This is a genomic window from Paenibacillus sp. CB74 (assembly GCF_055687625.1).
On sequence record NZ_CM146009.1, the window covers coordinates 2,636,711 to 2,650,926 of the forward strand.

General features: G+C 45.5%; 14 protein-coding genes. All 14 read right to left on the reverse strand.

What is annotated here, in order from left to right; all coding sequences use genetic code 11:
* Nucleotides 1–228: 228 nt before the first annotated feature.
* Nucleotides 229–753 carry a GNAT family N-acetyltransferase gene (locus ACX9NY_RS11525; RefSeq protein WP_472478639.1) on the reverse strand — a complete coding sequence of 175 codons (525 nt, stop codon included), beginning with the start codon at nucleotides 751–753 and terminating at the stop codon, nucleotides 229–231.
* Nucleotides 754–815: 62 nt separating this feature from the next.
* A complete protein-coding gene (locus tag ACX9NY_RS11530) occupies nucleotides 816–1,115 on the reverse strand; it encodes a hypothetical protein (RefSeq protein WP_339241830.1) in 300 nt (99 codons plus the stop codon).
* Between the two features lie 45 nt (nucleotides 1,116–1,160).
* On the reverse strand, nucleotides 1,161–1,607 hold the full coding sequence (locus ACX9NY_RS11535) for a GNAT family N-acetyltransferase (protein ID WP_472478640.1): 447 nt from the start codon (nucleotides 1,605–1,607) through the stop codon (nucleotides 1,161–1,163).
* Between the two features lie 178 nt (nucleotides 1,608–1,785).
* Entirely contained in the window at nucleotides 1,786–2,628 is an 843-nt protein-coding gene (locus ACX9NY_RS11540; protein ID WP_472478641.1) for a phosphotransferase family protein, read from the reverse strand.
* A 60-nt stretch (nucleotides 2,629–2,688) separates the two neighbouring features.
* On the reverse strand, nucleotides 2,689–3,621 hold the full coding sequence (locus ACX9NY_RS11545) for a hypothetical protein (RefSeq protein ID WP_472478642.1): 933 nt from the start codon (nucleotides 3,619–3,621) through the stop codon (nucleotides 2,689–2,691).
* A 90-nt stretch (nucleotides 3,622–3,711) separates the two neighbouring features.
* On the reverse strand, nucleotides 3,712–4,536 hold the full coding sequence (locus tag ACX9NY_RS11550) for a methyltransferase domain-containing protein (RefSeq protein ID WP_472478643.1): 825 nt from the start codon (nucleotides 4,534–4,536) through the stop codon (nucleotides 3,712–3,714).
* Between the two features lie 171 nt (nucleotides 4,537–4,707).
* A complete protein-coding gene (locus ACX9NY_RS11555) occupies nucleotides 4,708–5,178 on the reverse strand; it encodes a class I SAM-dependent methyltransferase (RefSeq protein ID WP_472478644.1) in 471 nt (156 codons plus the stop codon).
* A 103-nt stretch (nucleotides 5,179–5,281) separates the two neighbouring features.
* Nucleotides 5,282–5,752 carry an NUDIX hydrolase gene (locus ACX9NY_RS11560; protein ID WP_472478645.1) on the reverse strand — a complete coding sequence of 157 codons (471 nt, stop codon included), beginning with the start codon at nucleotides 5,750–5,752 and terminating at the stop codon, nucleotides 5,282–5,284.
* Between the two features lie 144 nt (nucleotides 5,753–5,896).
* Nucleotides 5,897–7,447, reverse strand: coding sequence for a glycoside hydrolase (locus ACX9NY_RS11565; RefSeq protein ID WP_472478646.1), 1,551 nt, complete (start codon nucleotides 7,445–7,447; stop codon nucleotides 5,897–5,899).
* A gap of 95 nt (nucleotides 7,448–7,542) precedes the next feature.
* Nucleotides 7,543–8,556 (reverse strand): carbohydrate ABC transporter permease, encoded by a 1,014-nt coding sequence (locus tag ACX9NY_RS11570; RefSeq protein WP_339241815.1) that lies wholly within the window; start codon nucleotides 8,554–8,556, stop codon nucleotides 7,543–7,545.
* Between the two features lie 32 nt (nucleotides 8,557–8,588).
* Nucleotides 8,589–9,488: a carbohydrate ABC transporter permease gene (locus tag ACX9NY_RS11575; protein WP_339241813.1), complete on the reverse strand. Its 900-nt coding sequence runs from the start codon at nucleotides 9,486–9,488 to the stop codon at nucleotides 8,589–8,591.
* Complete coding sequence (locus tag ACX9NY_RS11580; protein ID WP_472478647.1) at nucleotides 9,485–12,139, reverse strand: DUF5696 domain-containing protein; 2,655 nt, start codon at nucleotides 12,137–12,139, stop codon at nucleotides 9,485–9,487. The genes ACX9NY_RS11575 and ACX9NY_RS11580 overlap by 4 nt, the downstream gene beginning before the upstream one ends.
* A gap of 21 nt (nucleotides 12,140–12,160) precedes the next feature.
* Complete coding sequence (locus ACX9NY_RS11585) at nucleotides 12,161–12,784, reverse strand: Yip1 family protein (protein WP_339241810.1); 624 nt, start codon at nucleotides 12,782–12,784, stop codon at nucleotides 12,161–12,163.
* On the reverse strand, nucleotides 12,771–14,210 hold the full coding sequence (locus tag ACX9NY_RS11590) for a gluconolactonase (RefSeq protein WP_472478648.1): 1,440 nt from the start codon (nucleotides 14,208–14,210) through the stop codon (nucleotides 12,771–12,773). The genes ACX9NY_RS11585 and ACX9NY_RS11590 overlap by 14 nt, the downstream gene beginning before the upstream one ends.
* Nucleotides 14,211–14,216 lie beyond the last annotated feature (6 nt).

Here is a 14,216-nt window from a genome sequence, read left to right on the forward strand (position 1 = left end):
AAATGAAGTCGTCTCTGGATTTGTATTTATTTTGGTCAACCAGTCATTCAGCAACGGATTTATAGGATTCGTTAGATAAATCAGAATATTCTTATCATCGTTCCCTGATAGATTAATGAAACATACGGTTAGCGAGAAAATAACAAACCAAAAAGTTAACTTTTTCAGTATGTTCAGCATGACGGGTGGGTAAACCTCCTCTCAAGAACGATGAGTCCTTTTGAGAAGCTATTTCTTCCATTCGTCCTCTAATATGCTCATCTCGATCAGATTCCAGAAGGTATCTTCATGTCTTCTCGCATCACGAATAAGTCCTTCTCGTACAAAGCCCGCTTTTTCATAACATCGGATGGCTGAGACATTATAATCAAATACACCCAGACTGATCCGGTGTAACTTCTCCTCTTCAAATCCAATTCGAAGTGCCTCATCGATCATTTGCTTTCCATAGCCTTTACCCTGATAGGGCTTGCCAAGAAGCACCTTACCGATACGTCCTGAACGGTTATATCGATCGATACCGCCAAGAGCAATATGGCCCACAATCTCCTGAGTCGTTTCATCCATCACTTTATAAATGAACTTATTCGAAGTGTTCTTATCATTCGCACCATGCAAATAATCTGCTAGCTGTTCCTTGGAAAGTGGATAATTGAACTGCGGGCCAGCCCACTGGAGCAGAAACGCTTCATCTCCACTCCATTCGATTAGTTGATCAAAATCTTCCGGTTCAAAGTATTGGAATGTAATCATGTTGATCTGCCCTTTCTTTTTTTATGTCATATCATAACTTATTTCAGTTCTCTTGTGTCATCCTAATGATGAGTTTCATCAAACTCTTTGTTTCTTGCATTCATTTCACGTATGGAGTTCTGAACCCAATTCATTCTAGCTACTATACAGATAACTCCACCCAAAATGCATATCGCACCTATCCAATAATTCAGTTCAAAATTCACTTGATAATCACTCGGAGTATAACTACCCGCTGCTGCTGACTGGAATGCTGCATACCCTAGCTTCGGAATTACCTCTTCAATAATTTTCGAGATTGTAATAATCACAATGCCTAACATGATAAAGAGTAATGAGAAAATACTCTGTAAATGCTTCAAAGACAAGCTACCTCCTCTACAATCCGAATCGCATGTATTTTGGCACTACCTGCATCTTAGAAGACGAACAACTTCGCCACCAATCAGACCTTCACTTACTCGGTGGAAACCAAATGATTCATACAGCTTTCCGGCAATATCATTTTCCGGCCTGTGTCCAATCATGATGCGTTTGCATTTCAGCGATTCTTGCATTAGATCAATCAACTTCCTAAGGGCTTCTCTTCCATAACCTCTGCCCTGATATTTGGTATCTATCATTAGAGCAAGAAGCCAATAGTTATCCTCATGATCCGGCCGATCTGAGTACACCGCAAATCCAACTAATTCCGAATCAAAATAGATGGCCATGGGTTGAAAGTCTTCAACTACCTTGGATTCAGCAATCCAATATACAACCGGCGCGGGGAAACTTTTTTTCTGTTCTTCCGTTACATTCAGTTGGGTACATGGATACCAAATATCTACCGAGACACGTTTTAAATGAATCATAGTTTGAAATTCCTCCTCGTGAAAATTACACAGAGGAATCCCTCGGAACGCTTCCTTGATTCCTCTGTGCTAGACAAAAACACCTCTGGCAACTCCGTTTCTTCTACTCAGATTCGTATTGTTTCTCATATCACATCACTCCTTTCACATATTTAAGCGTTTAAACGAATTTTGCCGATTAAGCCTTGCCAAAGCTCGCTTGCAGTGTCCATTCTAATCTGCGCAGCCATTCCCTATGTACATCTGGATGAGCATTCTTGATTCGGTTCATAACCTGTATTACTTTTGATGTGGAATATGCCCGAATTAGATCGCTTGTTACTTCAATATTGGTACGTTCTGTATATGCACTTAAGAAGACTTCTGACAGCTCCTTAGCCATGTGAGGATAATGAAGATGCACAAACCATACCACCCATGCGATATCCAACAAAGGATTGCCCCATCCTGCCCACTCCCAGTCCAAAATGAACATTGAATCGTTGGATAACATCACATTATGCGGTCCGTAATCTCCGTGAATCAGAGTTTGCTCCCCATGTTCCGAAATGTCCAACACTTCTTTTACCATGCTTTTGATTCCAGAGGGTACAAACTCAAGATCCTCCACATCAATAGCGGATTTCGTTATGACTGGCAGCTCTGCTTCCCAATCAACTCGTTTGATGGAGTGCACATCTCTGGCGAGATATATACCAAGCTGCTCATAAATTCCCCTGCCCTGGTCACGTCCATTTTGATCCAGCAGCATCTGCGCGTTTATACCTGGAACGTAATCCATCATAACAAACTGCCTGTTTTCTTTTTCAAAGCAATCATGTATTCGAGGAGTCATACCAGAATGATTTAACAACGTTAACGCGTTTATTTCTGTCCGTGCATCGGCATTATCTACATGATAGATTTTAGCAATCATCTGCGGATCAGTTCCCTCAAGTAAAAGGGTCGTATTGGTATAACCACCGGTTAGTTTAACAATGTTCACATTTGGAAATCTGTTTAATAAGATGTCATGGTTCACTTCACATATTCCTTCTTTCTTATTCCTCGAAGTGCAGTCCTGTTTTATACAAACTCAAACCTAATCGTTGATCTCTGATAGTACAGGGGTATGTTTAATCAGTTCAGCGATTTCAAAAGATTTATTGGCAGCCAACGCCTCCCTCACAGCTTCAACCCCCTCTAACTTCCAGACCGAACAGACATATTTAGAAAACGCATACCCATTCAAAGCATATCCACTGTCCTGCAACCGTCTAAATAACTCCACACTTTTCTCTGCCTTTTCAATATCTGTCAAAATACATGCCAGATTGTTCATCGCAATGTGAATAGCTCTCTGTGAGTTATTGGGTGAATTCAATTGTGCCCAGCTACCTACAGCTTCTTCAGTTTTTATCTGATCTAATACTGACCAATCGATCTTGTTTATCAAATTCATCGTTTCATTCAGAAGCAGGTTTACTTCTCTATCTTCACTGGAATGATACAGATAGGCCAAACGTTGTTTGTTGTATGTAATTCGGGCAAAAAGAGTATTGGACCATGTCTCATCTTCTTGTATGAGCTTGTTCATATTTTCAAGCACACTGTCCATTTCACTGTACCTCTCCAAAACCCAAAGCGAACCACCCAAAGCCCGATGGCTCTCGAATCGAACACCTCGGTTGGTATCCAGCTTGGGTGCATGATCACAAGCATAATGGTACCAATCGATCCAATGATCAAAATAGTTTCCCAAGGACAATGATAACGCTTGTGTCGAATCCGAAACGATCCAGTGTAATTGCTCGGGGGCGAGGTTTTCTTTCCCCCATTCGAAGAATTCCCGGTGATTCGCAAAAAGCAGTTCCGACTTTCTTAACAATGCATAACCATCAGAAATATTCCAGTAGACCCAGCCTCGTTCATTGACAGACAACTTGCTGGATTGTTCATATTCTTTAAGCAAATCAATCATGCCTTGATGATCATCTTGAACTACAAACTCCTGGAAAGCTTGAACGATATTCATTCCCATCCTCCGTCTCTTAGGAAGCTTATTCTGTCATAGACAGTACTAGTGCACCGAGCAGGTAAACCTTATTTCGAACGTACACAGCTCTTACAGAGGCTTCGTGCCGCAAGCTGTAATGAAATTCATCATGGCATAGGCTTCCGGCGAATGATTTATCGCATCAGAGGCTTGTTGCAGTTGGGCAAACTCCTCCGAACTGATCACACCTTTTTCAGCAAAATGTACAAAACGATTAAGATTAAACTGCTGCTTAAACCCTTCTATGCCTAACAGATCACTATGTTGAAGCACAGAGTCAATGTCAACATCGATGTATCCGCTCTCAGAAAGGAGACGTGGCAGGCTTCTGCCAATTAAACGATTACCGCCGTGTTGTGCCACATAGTCCGAAATTTTCATTAATACCGTATGCAATGCAGGGACATCAGGATTCACTGCACCAAAAACACCATCATCTACATCAATAATGGCAAGGCGGCCGCCAGGCTTCAGTACACGATATATCTCTTGTGCGGCTTCGTTAGGATTGTTCAAATGAAGAAAGATCAGTCTTGCCACGACAAAATCAAAAGAGTCATCCGGCAGATCCATTCCGTATATAGACGATTCCACAAATTTTAACCGCATGGAAGGGATGTCTTTCAGCCGTTCTTTGGCTTGTGCTTGCAGTGAACGATCAATCTCAAGCGAGGTAAGCTCGCTGTCAGGCAGACTGTTCAATAGCTGCTCTGTAATGTACCCTGGTCCGCTCCCGACCTCCAATACACACATCCCGTTTTTCAAACCATACCATTCCAGATTGCGGAACTCTTTGCTCCACCCCATGACCGCCTGAACCCTTAACCGCTCCAACTCCTCTTGAAAACTTAACACCGCCGTTTGAATATTATATGTTGAACGCAAGTCACTCATATTTTATTCCTCCTGTTTGCAATGGAATGATAAAGATATATCCCTAGACACAAATATCCTTAGACCTTTTTCTTCCCTAGATAAAGAGCAACCTTATGTTGTTTTTCTATCGTTCCACCTGCAGCATCAATGGAGTGTTTGATACGTTCCAGAAGTAAACGCCGCACATCCTCAGCCGTGGGAACGAATTTCAGTATGTAGCGGTTTAAAGTTCGGAACATGAATCGTCCAAAAAAGGCCGATGCCACCTCGATCCTCTAACAGCTCCCAAGCCCGACGGTAACCGATTTCCGGTCTGATAAAATGAAAGGCGGTTCCCGACACGATTAAGGAATAGCGCTCTCCTTCGTCATCCCAGTCCTCAAAAGGAGTGTTGATCACTTGAATCGAGGGATAGGACTTGAATTTGTCTGCGGTGAACTGAGCCAGATTACTGCCTAATTCAATACACGTGATATTGGTATATTCCTTGCTCACCAATCCACTGGTCGCCTGTCCTGTTCCGCACCCAATCTCCAGAACGGGATCTTCTTTGTTAATCTGTAAATATGTAAAAATATCTTCAAACATTTCACTTGGATAGACGGGTCTATATCGATCATATTCTTGAACTACAAGATTAAATGTTTCCTTATTTTCCATGTCGTATCCTCCGATTTCTATTGTCATTCTCCCGATATACATTGACTAAACGATTCCCCTCTTTTTTCAGATGAAGAGATTTGGTTACAATACATATTGAATGCTACCATGTCCTGATATGAATTATGGACTGAGCGTCTTTGTTTTTCCCGGTTAATAGAGCCAATAATCCATCTGGTACCAGCTTGATGTCCTCTTTTCCTTCATTAAAATCGCCAATGGACTTCCACACGGCTCGGTAGGATTCCTTTCCTTCTATGCCTTGAAGCTCTATCTTACTGTACATGTCAGTGTTCTTGAATTTTGCTTCATAGATAAAATCAATTTCATGCCCCGTCTCTTCTACCTGAAAAATATTCTCGATTACAGCAATCAGCTGTGGAAGTTCAATCTCTTGATGCAACTCTTCTCTTATTTCTCGCATTAATGTGTACTGACTGTTTTCTCCGAATTCAACTGTACCACCCATAGGACGATAGAACGTGGTTGAACTTCCTGGGGATTGAAAAGCTTGCACAAGGATCTGATCCTCATTACATGTAAAAATGGCCAACGCGACCGTGCGAATATTCATTTTTTTCTCCTCTTATCGTGCATTTGCAGGCTGTAAAAAAAGCCCATGACAGAATTTAGCTTAATAACACATTTCTGCATGTATCAAACCTCATTATATCATGGGCGATATTGAGTGAAACCTCACTATTTATTTTTTCGCTGTTTACTCCACACCTCCCATAAAGGTCACAACTGATTTTCCTGGAATGGTAAGGATAAATGACTGCATCTCTTCTCCGGCTATAACCGTCTCCTGACAGGCTAAATCCAGTTCAGCACTGGTCACATAAGACTTCATTGTGGTAATTGGACCATTTAAGCCGAGTTCCTGAAGACTCACTTGAATGCACTTGTCATATTGACCATGGTTTACAAAAACAGCCGTTACCGTTTGCTCTTCCTCATGAATATAGGCAGAACCGAGTAGTCCGCTGTCGGCTTCCTCTCCAAGCCCGGTGAGTTCAATTCGCTTCGCTCCAGGCCGAATAAATCTGCTGTAGTTGCCGAGTACCCACAGCATTTTCGAGGTCAGAATATTTTGCTCATCGCCAGCTTCACTATAATCCGTATAGATCAGCCCATCCTTATAATCCACCTTGGAGACAGCCGTCCACCACTGCCAGGCCGCAGCATGAGCCTCAACTAGATCAAAATGAATTGTTCTCGCTACATGCAGAGCGGGTTCAATGCCTAAATCACGTCCAGGTCCGTAGTCTCCGAGTATGCAGTATTCAGTAACCCAATATTTGCTGTCTGGATCATAATGGTTCAGGTTGTGATGAAGCAGCTGCCTGAGTCTCACCAGACGATCATCTCCGGGATTACTGTAATCAGACCAATAGGAATGCGAAGCGATTTTATTGCCCACCGCTTCCTTCATCTGAGGATCGCCAATCAGGTCTTTTATGTATTCCCGGTACTTGCCCGTGCCGAGCTGATTAGCACCGCTGGAATAAGTTCCGCTGCCCGCAAACTGGCGATAATATTCATCATCCAGCAGTGAAGTGATCTCCACACCGTCCGGTGCGCTGATTCGCGTGTGCAGATCGCTCTGCTGTAGCTGACGATATAATTCGAGAATGACTTGTTTTAGATCATCGTTATTGTAGCGATTGCCCTCCTGCCAAGCCTGATTCCAGTCCCAGGTCGGCTCGTTGATCGGACTGATATAATTAAAAAGAAATCCTTTCTGCTCGAAATGCGTTAATACATCCATAAGATAGGCTGCAAATTTGCCTTCATACCCTGTTCTCAGGTTGGTCGAACCAACTCCAGGATCAGGCTGAGCATGACCATTCTTGGTCATCCATACCGGAGGACTGTTCACAAAAGCGATAAGTGTCTCCACTCCCCGATCACGAGCGGCCTCAAGAAACCACTGTTGACCTGATTGCTTGCTCCAATCATATTCACCGTCCTCCGACGTTTTGAAAGCTTCCGCTCGTCTCCACGGGTCGGGAATCCGATCTTGATCTGTTTCCGCCGAGCCTGCACCAATGTTGAAACGCCATGCAGATAATCCGATTCCTTGTTCTCTGGAAAATAAAAGATCGGCTACCCGGGCTTTGTTCTCTTCACTCCAATACTTCCCGAGCGGCTCCATCGACCACGCATCCGAAGCCCCGAAGTTGTCTATACCCTGATAACGTATCTCCCCGTCAATCGTTACCCTCTTATCCAGTTTCGTTTGTGTTTCTCTTGTATTGATCTGCATTCTTCTTCCCCTCTTCCTGACCTGTACAGCCAACTGTATTGCCAACAATACCAATAGCAGACTGCCCGTTTAGCCGGGCAGCCCCCACTTCCCCGTTATCCTACAAGACCAGAACGTTCCACACTCTCTACGAAATGACGCTGAACGAACAGATAAATAATAATTAGCGGTAGAATCGCCATCAGCACACTCGTGTTCATCATCATCGACATGAAAAACGGATCTTGCGTATATGAGGCAGCAGCCTGACCGCCACCCGTCAAATAGGTTGCAATGGTGAACCCGGACGATGACATCATCGACGACATCACCTTAGGTTCGTTCAGATACATATTTGTGAAAAATGAATCGTTCCACTGCCATACAAACGAAAAAAGCATGACGGTAACCATGGATGGGATCGCATTTGGCAGGATAATTCGGCCAAACGTTCTAAAGTATCCTGCTCCATCCACATAAGCTGCCTCTTCGATCTCCCGTGGAATGCCTCTGAAAAATTGGCGGAAAATGTACACATACAGTCCGGTCTTGACACCCATACCCAGGGCAGCCGAGATCAGGAACGGCCAGTACGTATTGATCAGATTGGCAGGACTGCCTCGAAACAGCTCAATCAGCCCCATCACATCAAAGTTTTTGAAATTCAGATACAGCGGGATCATAATCGTCTGTGTCGGTACCAGAATGGTAAAAATCACCGCAGCAAACAACAACCCGCTGCCTTTAAATCTGATTCGTGCAAACCCGTAGCCAGCCAGGACACAGGTTATTGTCTGCAGCAGCATCACCGCTGACGATAACCACAAGGTATTCATCAGCACGCTAGGGTAATTCATAGCTGTAAAGACTAGCTTGAAGTTCTCTAGCGTAAAGGTTCGCGGAATCCAGATCACCATCGGGTCGTACAAATCGGACATGCTTTTGAATGATATGGATATCTTCAATAAAATGGGATAGAGAATGACAAATGATATGCCAAAGATCAGAACAAACCGGACCAGAATCCATGCCCACTTTTTGATCGCTTCAAACCAGTACGCCGCGGAGCCCAAGCGCTGTAGCCATTCCTTTTTCACAGACGGCTGCCCTGTTGCGGTTTCTGTCTTCATGTCAGACCTCCTTTTCCTTTTTTCCAGCATTGCTAATTCTGATAAAAGACCTTGCGGGATACAATTGCGGTGGTTACCCACAGAATCAGTGCAATGACGGCAAAATAGATCCAGGACATCGCCGCACTGAGTCCAAAATTAAAGCTCTTGAAGGCCGTATCCACCACAAGTCGGCTCGTCTGATCACGGATAAAGCTGTCCACAATGGTATAGACCAGATTCGTGAGAATCAGAGGGCTTAGCATGGGAAATGTAATTTTCCAGAAGGCTTCATATCCCGTTGATCCTTCGATCTTGGCGGCTTCATACAATGAAGGTGAGATCGACTGCAAGCCAGCAAGGAAGATCAGAATCTGGACACCAGACTGGCTGACGATTTCGTATATCCGGCTTACTGCACCTGTCAAATATTCAACAAGAATCGGACTCATACCGGACTCCAGCAGCATAATGGTGAGATCCAGATTTTTCATGACGGATAGACCACCGCCAGTCATATCGTTTGCATTACGTACGACAGACTGCATCAGATCGCCGTTTTCGATGCTTGCAATAATGCCCGAAGCCAGAATCACGGGCAGAAAAAAGATTGCTCTTGCCAGCACCCTGCCATGGAACTTCTGATTCAGAATAACGGCAAAGAACAGGCTGAAAATGATGATTAACGGTGTATTTACCACGATATCCAGCACCGATTCCGTCAACATGCGTACATAGGATTCATGTGAGAATAATGCCTCACGGAAATTGCCCAGACCAATATACTCCAGACTGAAACCTTCATTAGACACCTGCAGATTGCTCAGACTGTAACGGAACGACGAGATCAGCGGCACCATGAACAGAAACAGGAAACCGAGGAACCAAGGCAGGATGAAGTACAAACCGTAATATCTGTTTTTTTGCTCCAATGATAATTTTTTGATTTTCATTCCGGTGTGTCACCTCCTACCTGGTAACTCTTCGCTGCCACACTTACACCGTTCACCTTCACAGCAGCATCGTTGTAATTCACAATGACCGTTTTTCCTTTTTCAAAAGTGGTCTGATAGACACCATTCCTCAGCTTTTCATGTTTAACAATGGATTGATTCTGCACGTCATGCAGCACCTCGTTCAGCTCGGCATACCGCTTAGCCGACTCCTGAATCCAGCGTCGATAATCGGCCGAATATAACTCGTCGAAGCCCGTCAGCTTGATCGCGGACGGATCAGCGTGGAACCACGTATAATACGGCGCTGAGCCGGTTTCAATCGCTCGCAGCATCTGCTTGAGAGAATCCTGATCCTCTGCCATATTCCATGCTTGGCCTGTGTATTGAATGTAGCCGTGATAGACCAGCTGGAAAAAGGGAACCGTCTCGTCCGTGATATTAAAGCCACTGCTGCTCATCGGTGTATCCACAATATGTCTGGCATAGGGACTTGCGTACACATTGCCTCCTTCCAGGAGAAGGGATACATCTGAGGAACCCTTCACCTGCTCAAGCTGCTGCACAACAACCTGCTTGGCTTGCTCACGGTTGATCACGTTGGCCCGGTTGTAATCGGAATTAAGCTGATCGCCCAAATCGCGAAGAGAAATGGCATTGAGCCCGAGCGGTGCATAGTCCTGCATAAATCCGTTTACAATGCCAGGTAAGGCCTCGGGAGTAATAACATAGCCCGGAGGAGACTCTTCATCCCGCATAAACGTGGACATGCGATACGGAAAAACTTGCGCAAGTTTGCCCGTAATTTGACGTGATGCGTACGATTTCTTGAAAGCGTCAGCCTCCGGGAACACCTCCAGAAACGATACATCCGGGTATAAACCAAAGCCATTTTCTTGCATGTACGCCTGAAGGCTTTGCAAACCCTTTGCACCTCCAAGTTTCTTGTCAACCTGGATGGATTTGGGCAGATCGTGATGCACCCCTCCGTTGAACCATCCGGTGTATTGCAGCTGAATATCCTGCACACCTAGATCTTGCATCTCTTTTACAATCTCCTGTGCCTCTTCAAATGTGGTCAGCGGCTCGTAGGCATTGTACGGGATCCCGAGAAAAAACTTTTTCTTGGGAATGCCACCGATCAGTTCCACGTAGAAAGGCAGTGTGGTATCATCCGCCAGACGTGTGAGTTTCTTTTGCCCGATGAGATAATCCCGATATTTGGAAGCCATTCCCGAATAACTCGCATCTTCGGAATCCAGGAAATCATAAACGACAGCTATTTCGTTGTGAAAAGGCTGCGCCTGAAACCGTTTGACTGTGCTGGAACGCCAGCCATTCGTAAGGGTAACTTCCTCCATACTGCTCAGCGCAAAGCTTGGATACACGGTGTTGTACTGATTCAATCTGCCGCTAATATCCGCCTCCACGGATGCAACAGCATCCCCTTTATCAATGACAGCGAGATATCCTTTGTCTCCGTAACTCATACCAAATACGGGCATTCTCGCCTTTTGCTCCTTCTGAATCTGTGTGAGCTGGTTGATGGCATGATCGCTTCCATACAGCGCTGTACTGTAAGGTGATGCATACGTCTTTTTGTTATTAAAATAAATCAAGGAACCCGACCCGTCAGGCACCAGGCTGTAGCCTTCTTCCTTAGGCCCGCTGGCTCCGAAAAAAGGCAGCAAGGACAAGGATTGAATTTTCATCGCTTCCGGATATTCAATGCCATTCTCTGGTATGGATACCCTCAAGTGTGCATCTTCGAGCCGATAGTGAACGGGAACAACTACATTGGCACTCCCGCTCTCTTCCTGCCCGTAAGCGGCTTTGTCGATCGCAATCTGAGCCTCATCGTAGCCGATGGATTCAAAAATCCGGGTGACCTTTGACAAGCCCACGCCCTTCAGAGAGGAGTCCCGTCTCTCAAAACGTTTGTTCTGCTCATCATGACGAAAGCGCTTCTCAATCTCCTTCTGGTCCTTCTCCTCCAGCTTAGCGAGAATCAATGTGTTAAAGCGCTCCTCGCTAATATATTTGGGGATCGCTTCGAGATCACTTTTGACTTCGCCAAGCGTATATACGATGTTGAGTCCTTGCTCTACTTTTTCAATCTCAAACTGACCACTCTGTACACTATGTGTAAAATTATCGTATTTCAGCGCATTGCCCGTATTATCGTAATACGTCAGCTCAAACTGCACATTCAACTGAGACTTGTTATACCCCGTCGCAATGGCGTCCTGCTCGCGATCCTGCGGATTGGAAAACCATATTGCCCCGTTCTGCTTATCCTTGACTGCAATTTCAGTCGTCTCCGGGTGCAAATACAGAATCATCTGCTCGTTCTCAGCAACCATTTCCATGCCCTCAGGGACCGTCATCTCGCTAGGGTTGGACTTGTTCGCAGCCTTTGCATCTGGAGCATTTGGCGTAGCTGCCACGTCTGATGCGCTGCTCTTTGCCTGATCTGTACTTTCAGGTGTATCAGTTCCAGCACGTTGAGAATCTGCCGTTTGTTGCTGCTCTGAAGTGGTTTGTTGCTCCGAAGTCGCTGGTCTTTCGCCCTCCGCGTAATTCACACTTTGTGTGATTAACAGACTGCTTATGAGCATGACCGCTACGATAGCGGTACGTCTTCTTTTCATCTCCGGCACCTCCTTCCTCTTCTATTCGCGCAGCGTGATCTCTTGATAGAGGGTGTAGCCAAAACTGATGATCTGCTGGATCAAGCTAAAGAAAAGCAGGCCCAGAAATATAACGACGCCCATCACGACGAGTGTGAGCAGCATCGTACTAATGGTTTTGAACACAGAGTATTGATGTACCGTCTTCGTTCCGATAAACAGCAGCCACACAAACCAGAGCATACCGAACGAATCCAGCAAATAATAAAAGGAGGATTCACGCAGCGTAATGACATTACTCAGCAAAATATTCGGAATGTTGACCAGAATAAGCGGAAGCATCGCATATCCGGTCGCAATCAGAATATCTTTGAACTTGCCCTCCCCATCCATCAGCGTGGTCAGCGACCAATTGGCAATACACCAGAGCAAAAAAGGAAGCACGATATACTTGAACTCATTGATACTGTTCAGCGAAAGCGGATAATTGTCATTCACGACATACCCCGCGTACTGACGTTTTACAATCATCGTTACGGTGACTGCAAACAGTACCAGGAGTGCCACACGCAGCCTGCCTTTATTTTCATATTTCAAATCCCAGTATCCGTCAAAAGGGCGTACCGCGACATGCAGAGAATACCTGAGTTCCTTAATTAGCGACATCTCCGATCCTCCTCTCATTTTTTGCTCTAGTGATGCGGCGCCATGCGATTACTCCGATCAGCAATCCGATGGCTATTGTCATATACATGCCGAAATATTCTCGCATATATTCCCTGCGATACTTCGCGAGTGCCTTGGAGTAATACTCCCGATCATTACCGAGCTTCAGATACGTCATCGCTTCCTTGTATTTTCCTTCCCGCAGCATCGACTTGCCGATCCCAATATAGGCCATTTCATAGTTGGCATCCAGACGTAATACTTCCTCCCAGAGCTTAGCGGCTTCTGTATGTTTCCCCGAACTGTATAGACGGTTCGCCTCGTTCACCAGGCTTCCGAAGGTGGTAGCCTTGAACTCGGTGATCCGGCCCAGGTCACGATCCAGCACATAGATGGCATCACCGTGGCTTTCAACCGCCACCGGATTTTTGAACGTGCCTACCTGATTGCCCAGTTGACCAATGACATACAGCAAATTGCCGTCTTCGTTATACGTGAACACACGCCCACGCGTGGAGTCCAGTGCACGGTAGACCCCATTGCTCGACACTTTGATATCAATGAAAGAGGAACGATTCATGCTCAAGTCCCCAACCGGCGCAAATTCTCCGTTAACCCGGAGCACATCGATTCCGGATGGATTCAGCCTTTTGACCGCAGACGTTGTATTTTTATCCGCTGTTGTTGTGTAGATAAAACCGCCATCATCCACATCGGCGTTGTTGAATTCCAGCGGAATAAAACGAATCATTTTCTCCCGTTGCTCCTTGGTGGATACCGTTTTCCAGAATAGATCGACCGGATCAAACTGCACACGGTTTGTACCCATGAATCCGGTAAAACGCCCGTCACTATCAAACTCAATCAAGCCTTCGTAGACACCCCGGCCAACCACATAGATTCGCCCGGCTTTGTCCACAATGACTTTTCGCGGGAAATATTCAAACGTCTCGCTGAGCACATCCGATTCCGGTGCACCGATGGCACGCACAAATGTACCGTCCTGATTCAGCTCCACAATTCGTTTGTTTTCGGTATCCGCTACGTAGATTTGGCCCGCCTCCGTAACAAAAAGCCCTTCTGGATTCAGGAAGCTATCCTGTTTGCCTCCATGCTCGAACTGCTGAATGACTCGTACCGTCTCCCATTTATCGTTTAACACAACGATTCGCGCATTTCCTGAATCCAGCACGTAGAGCAGGCCATCCTTCGCAGCATATATATCCAGGGGAGACTGCCACGTCCCAGTTCCGGCCTCCTCACCTGTAATGACTCTGGAAGGGAGAAAAGCAATCGGTGACTTTACTGCATTCCCCCAGTAGTTATAGGTATATCCCTCATACGGTGCCGCATGAGCCTGGTTAGTTCCGAGTCCGGCAATCAGCAGGGAAGCTGCCAGAACGATCAGCCATGATTTCACTCTCATCTCTAA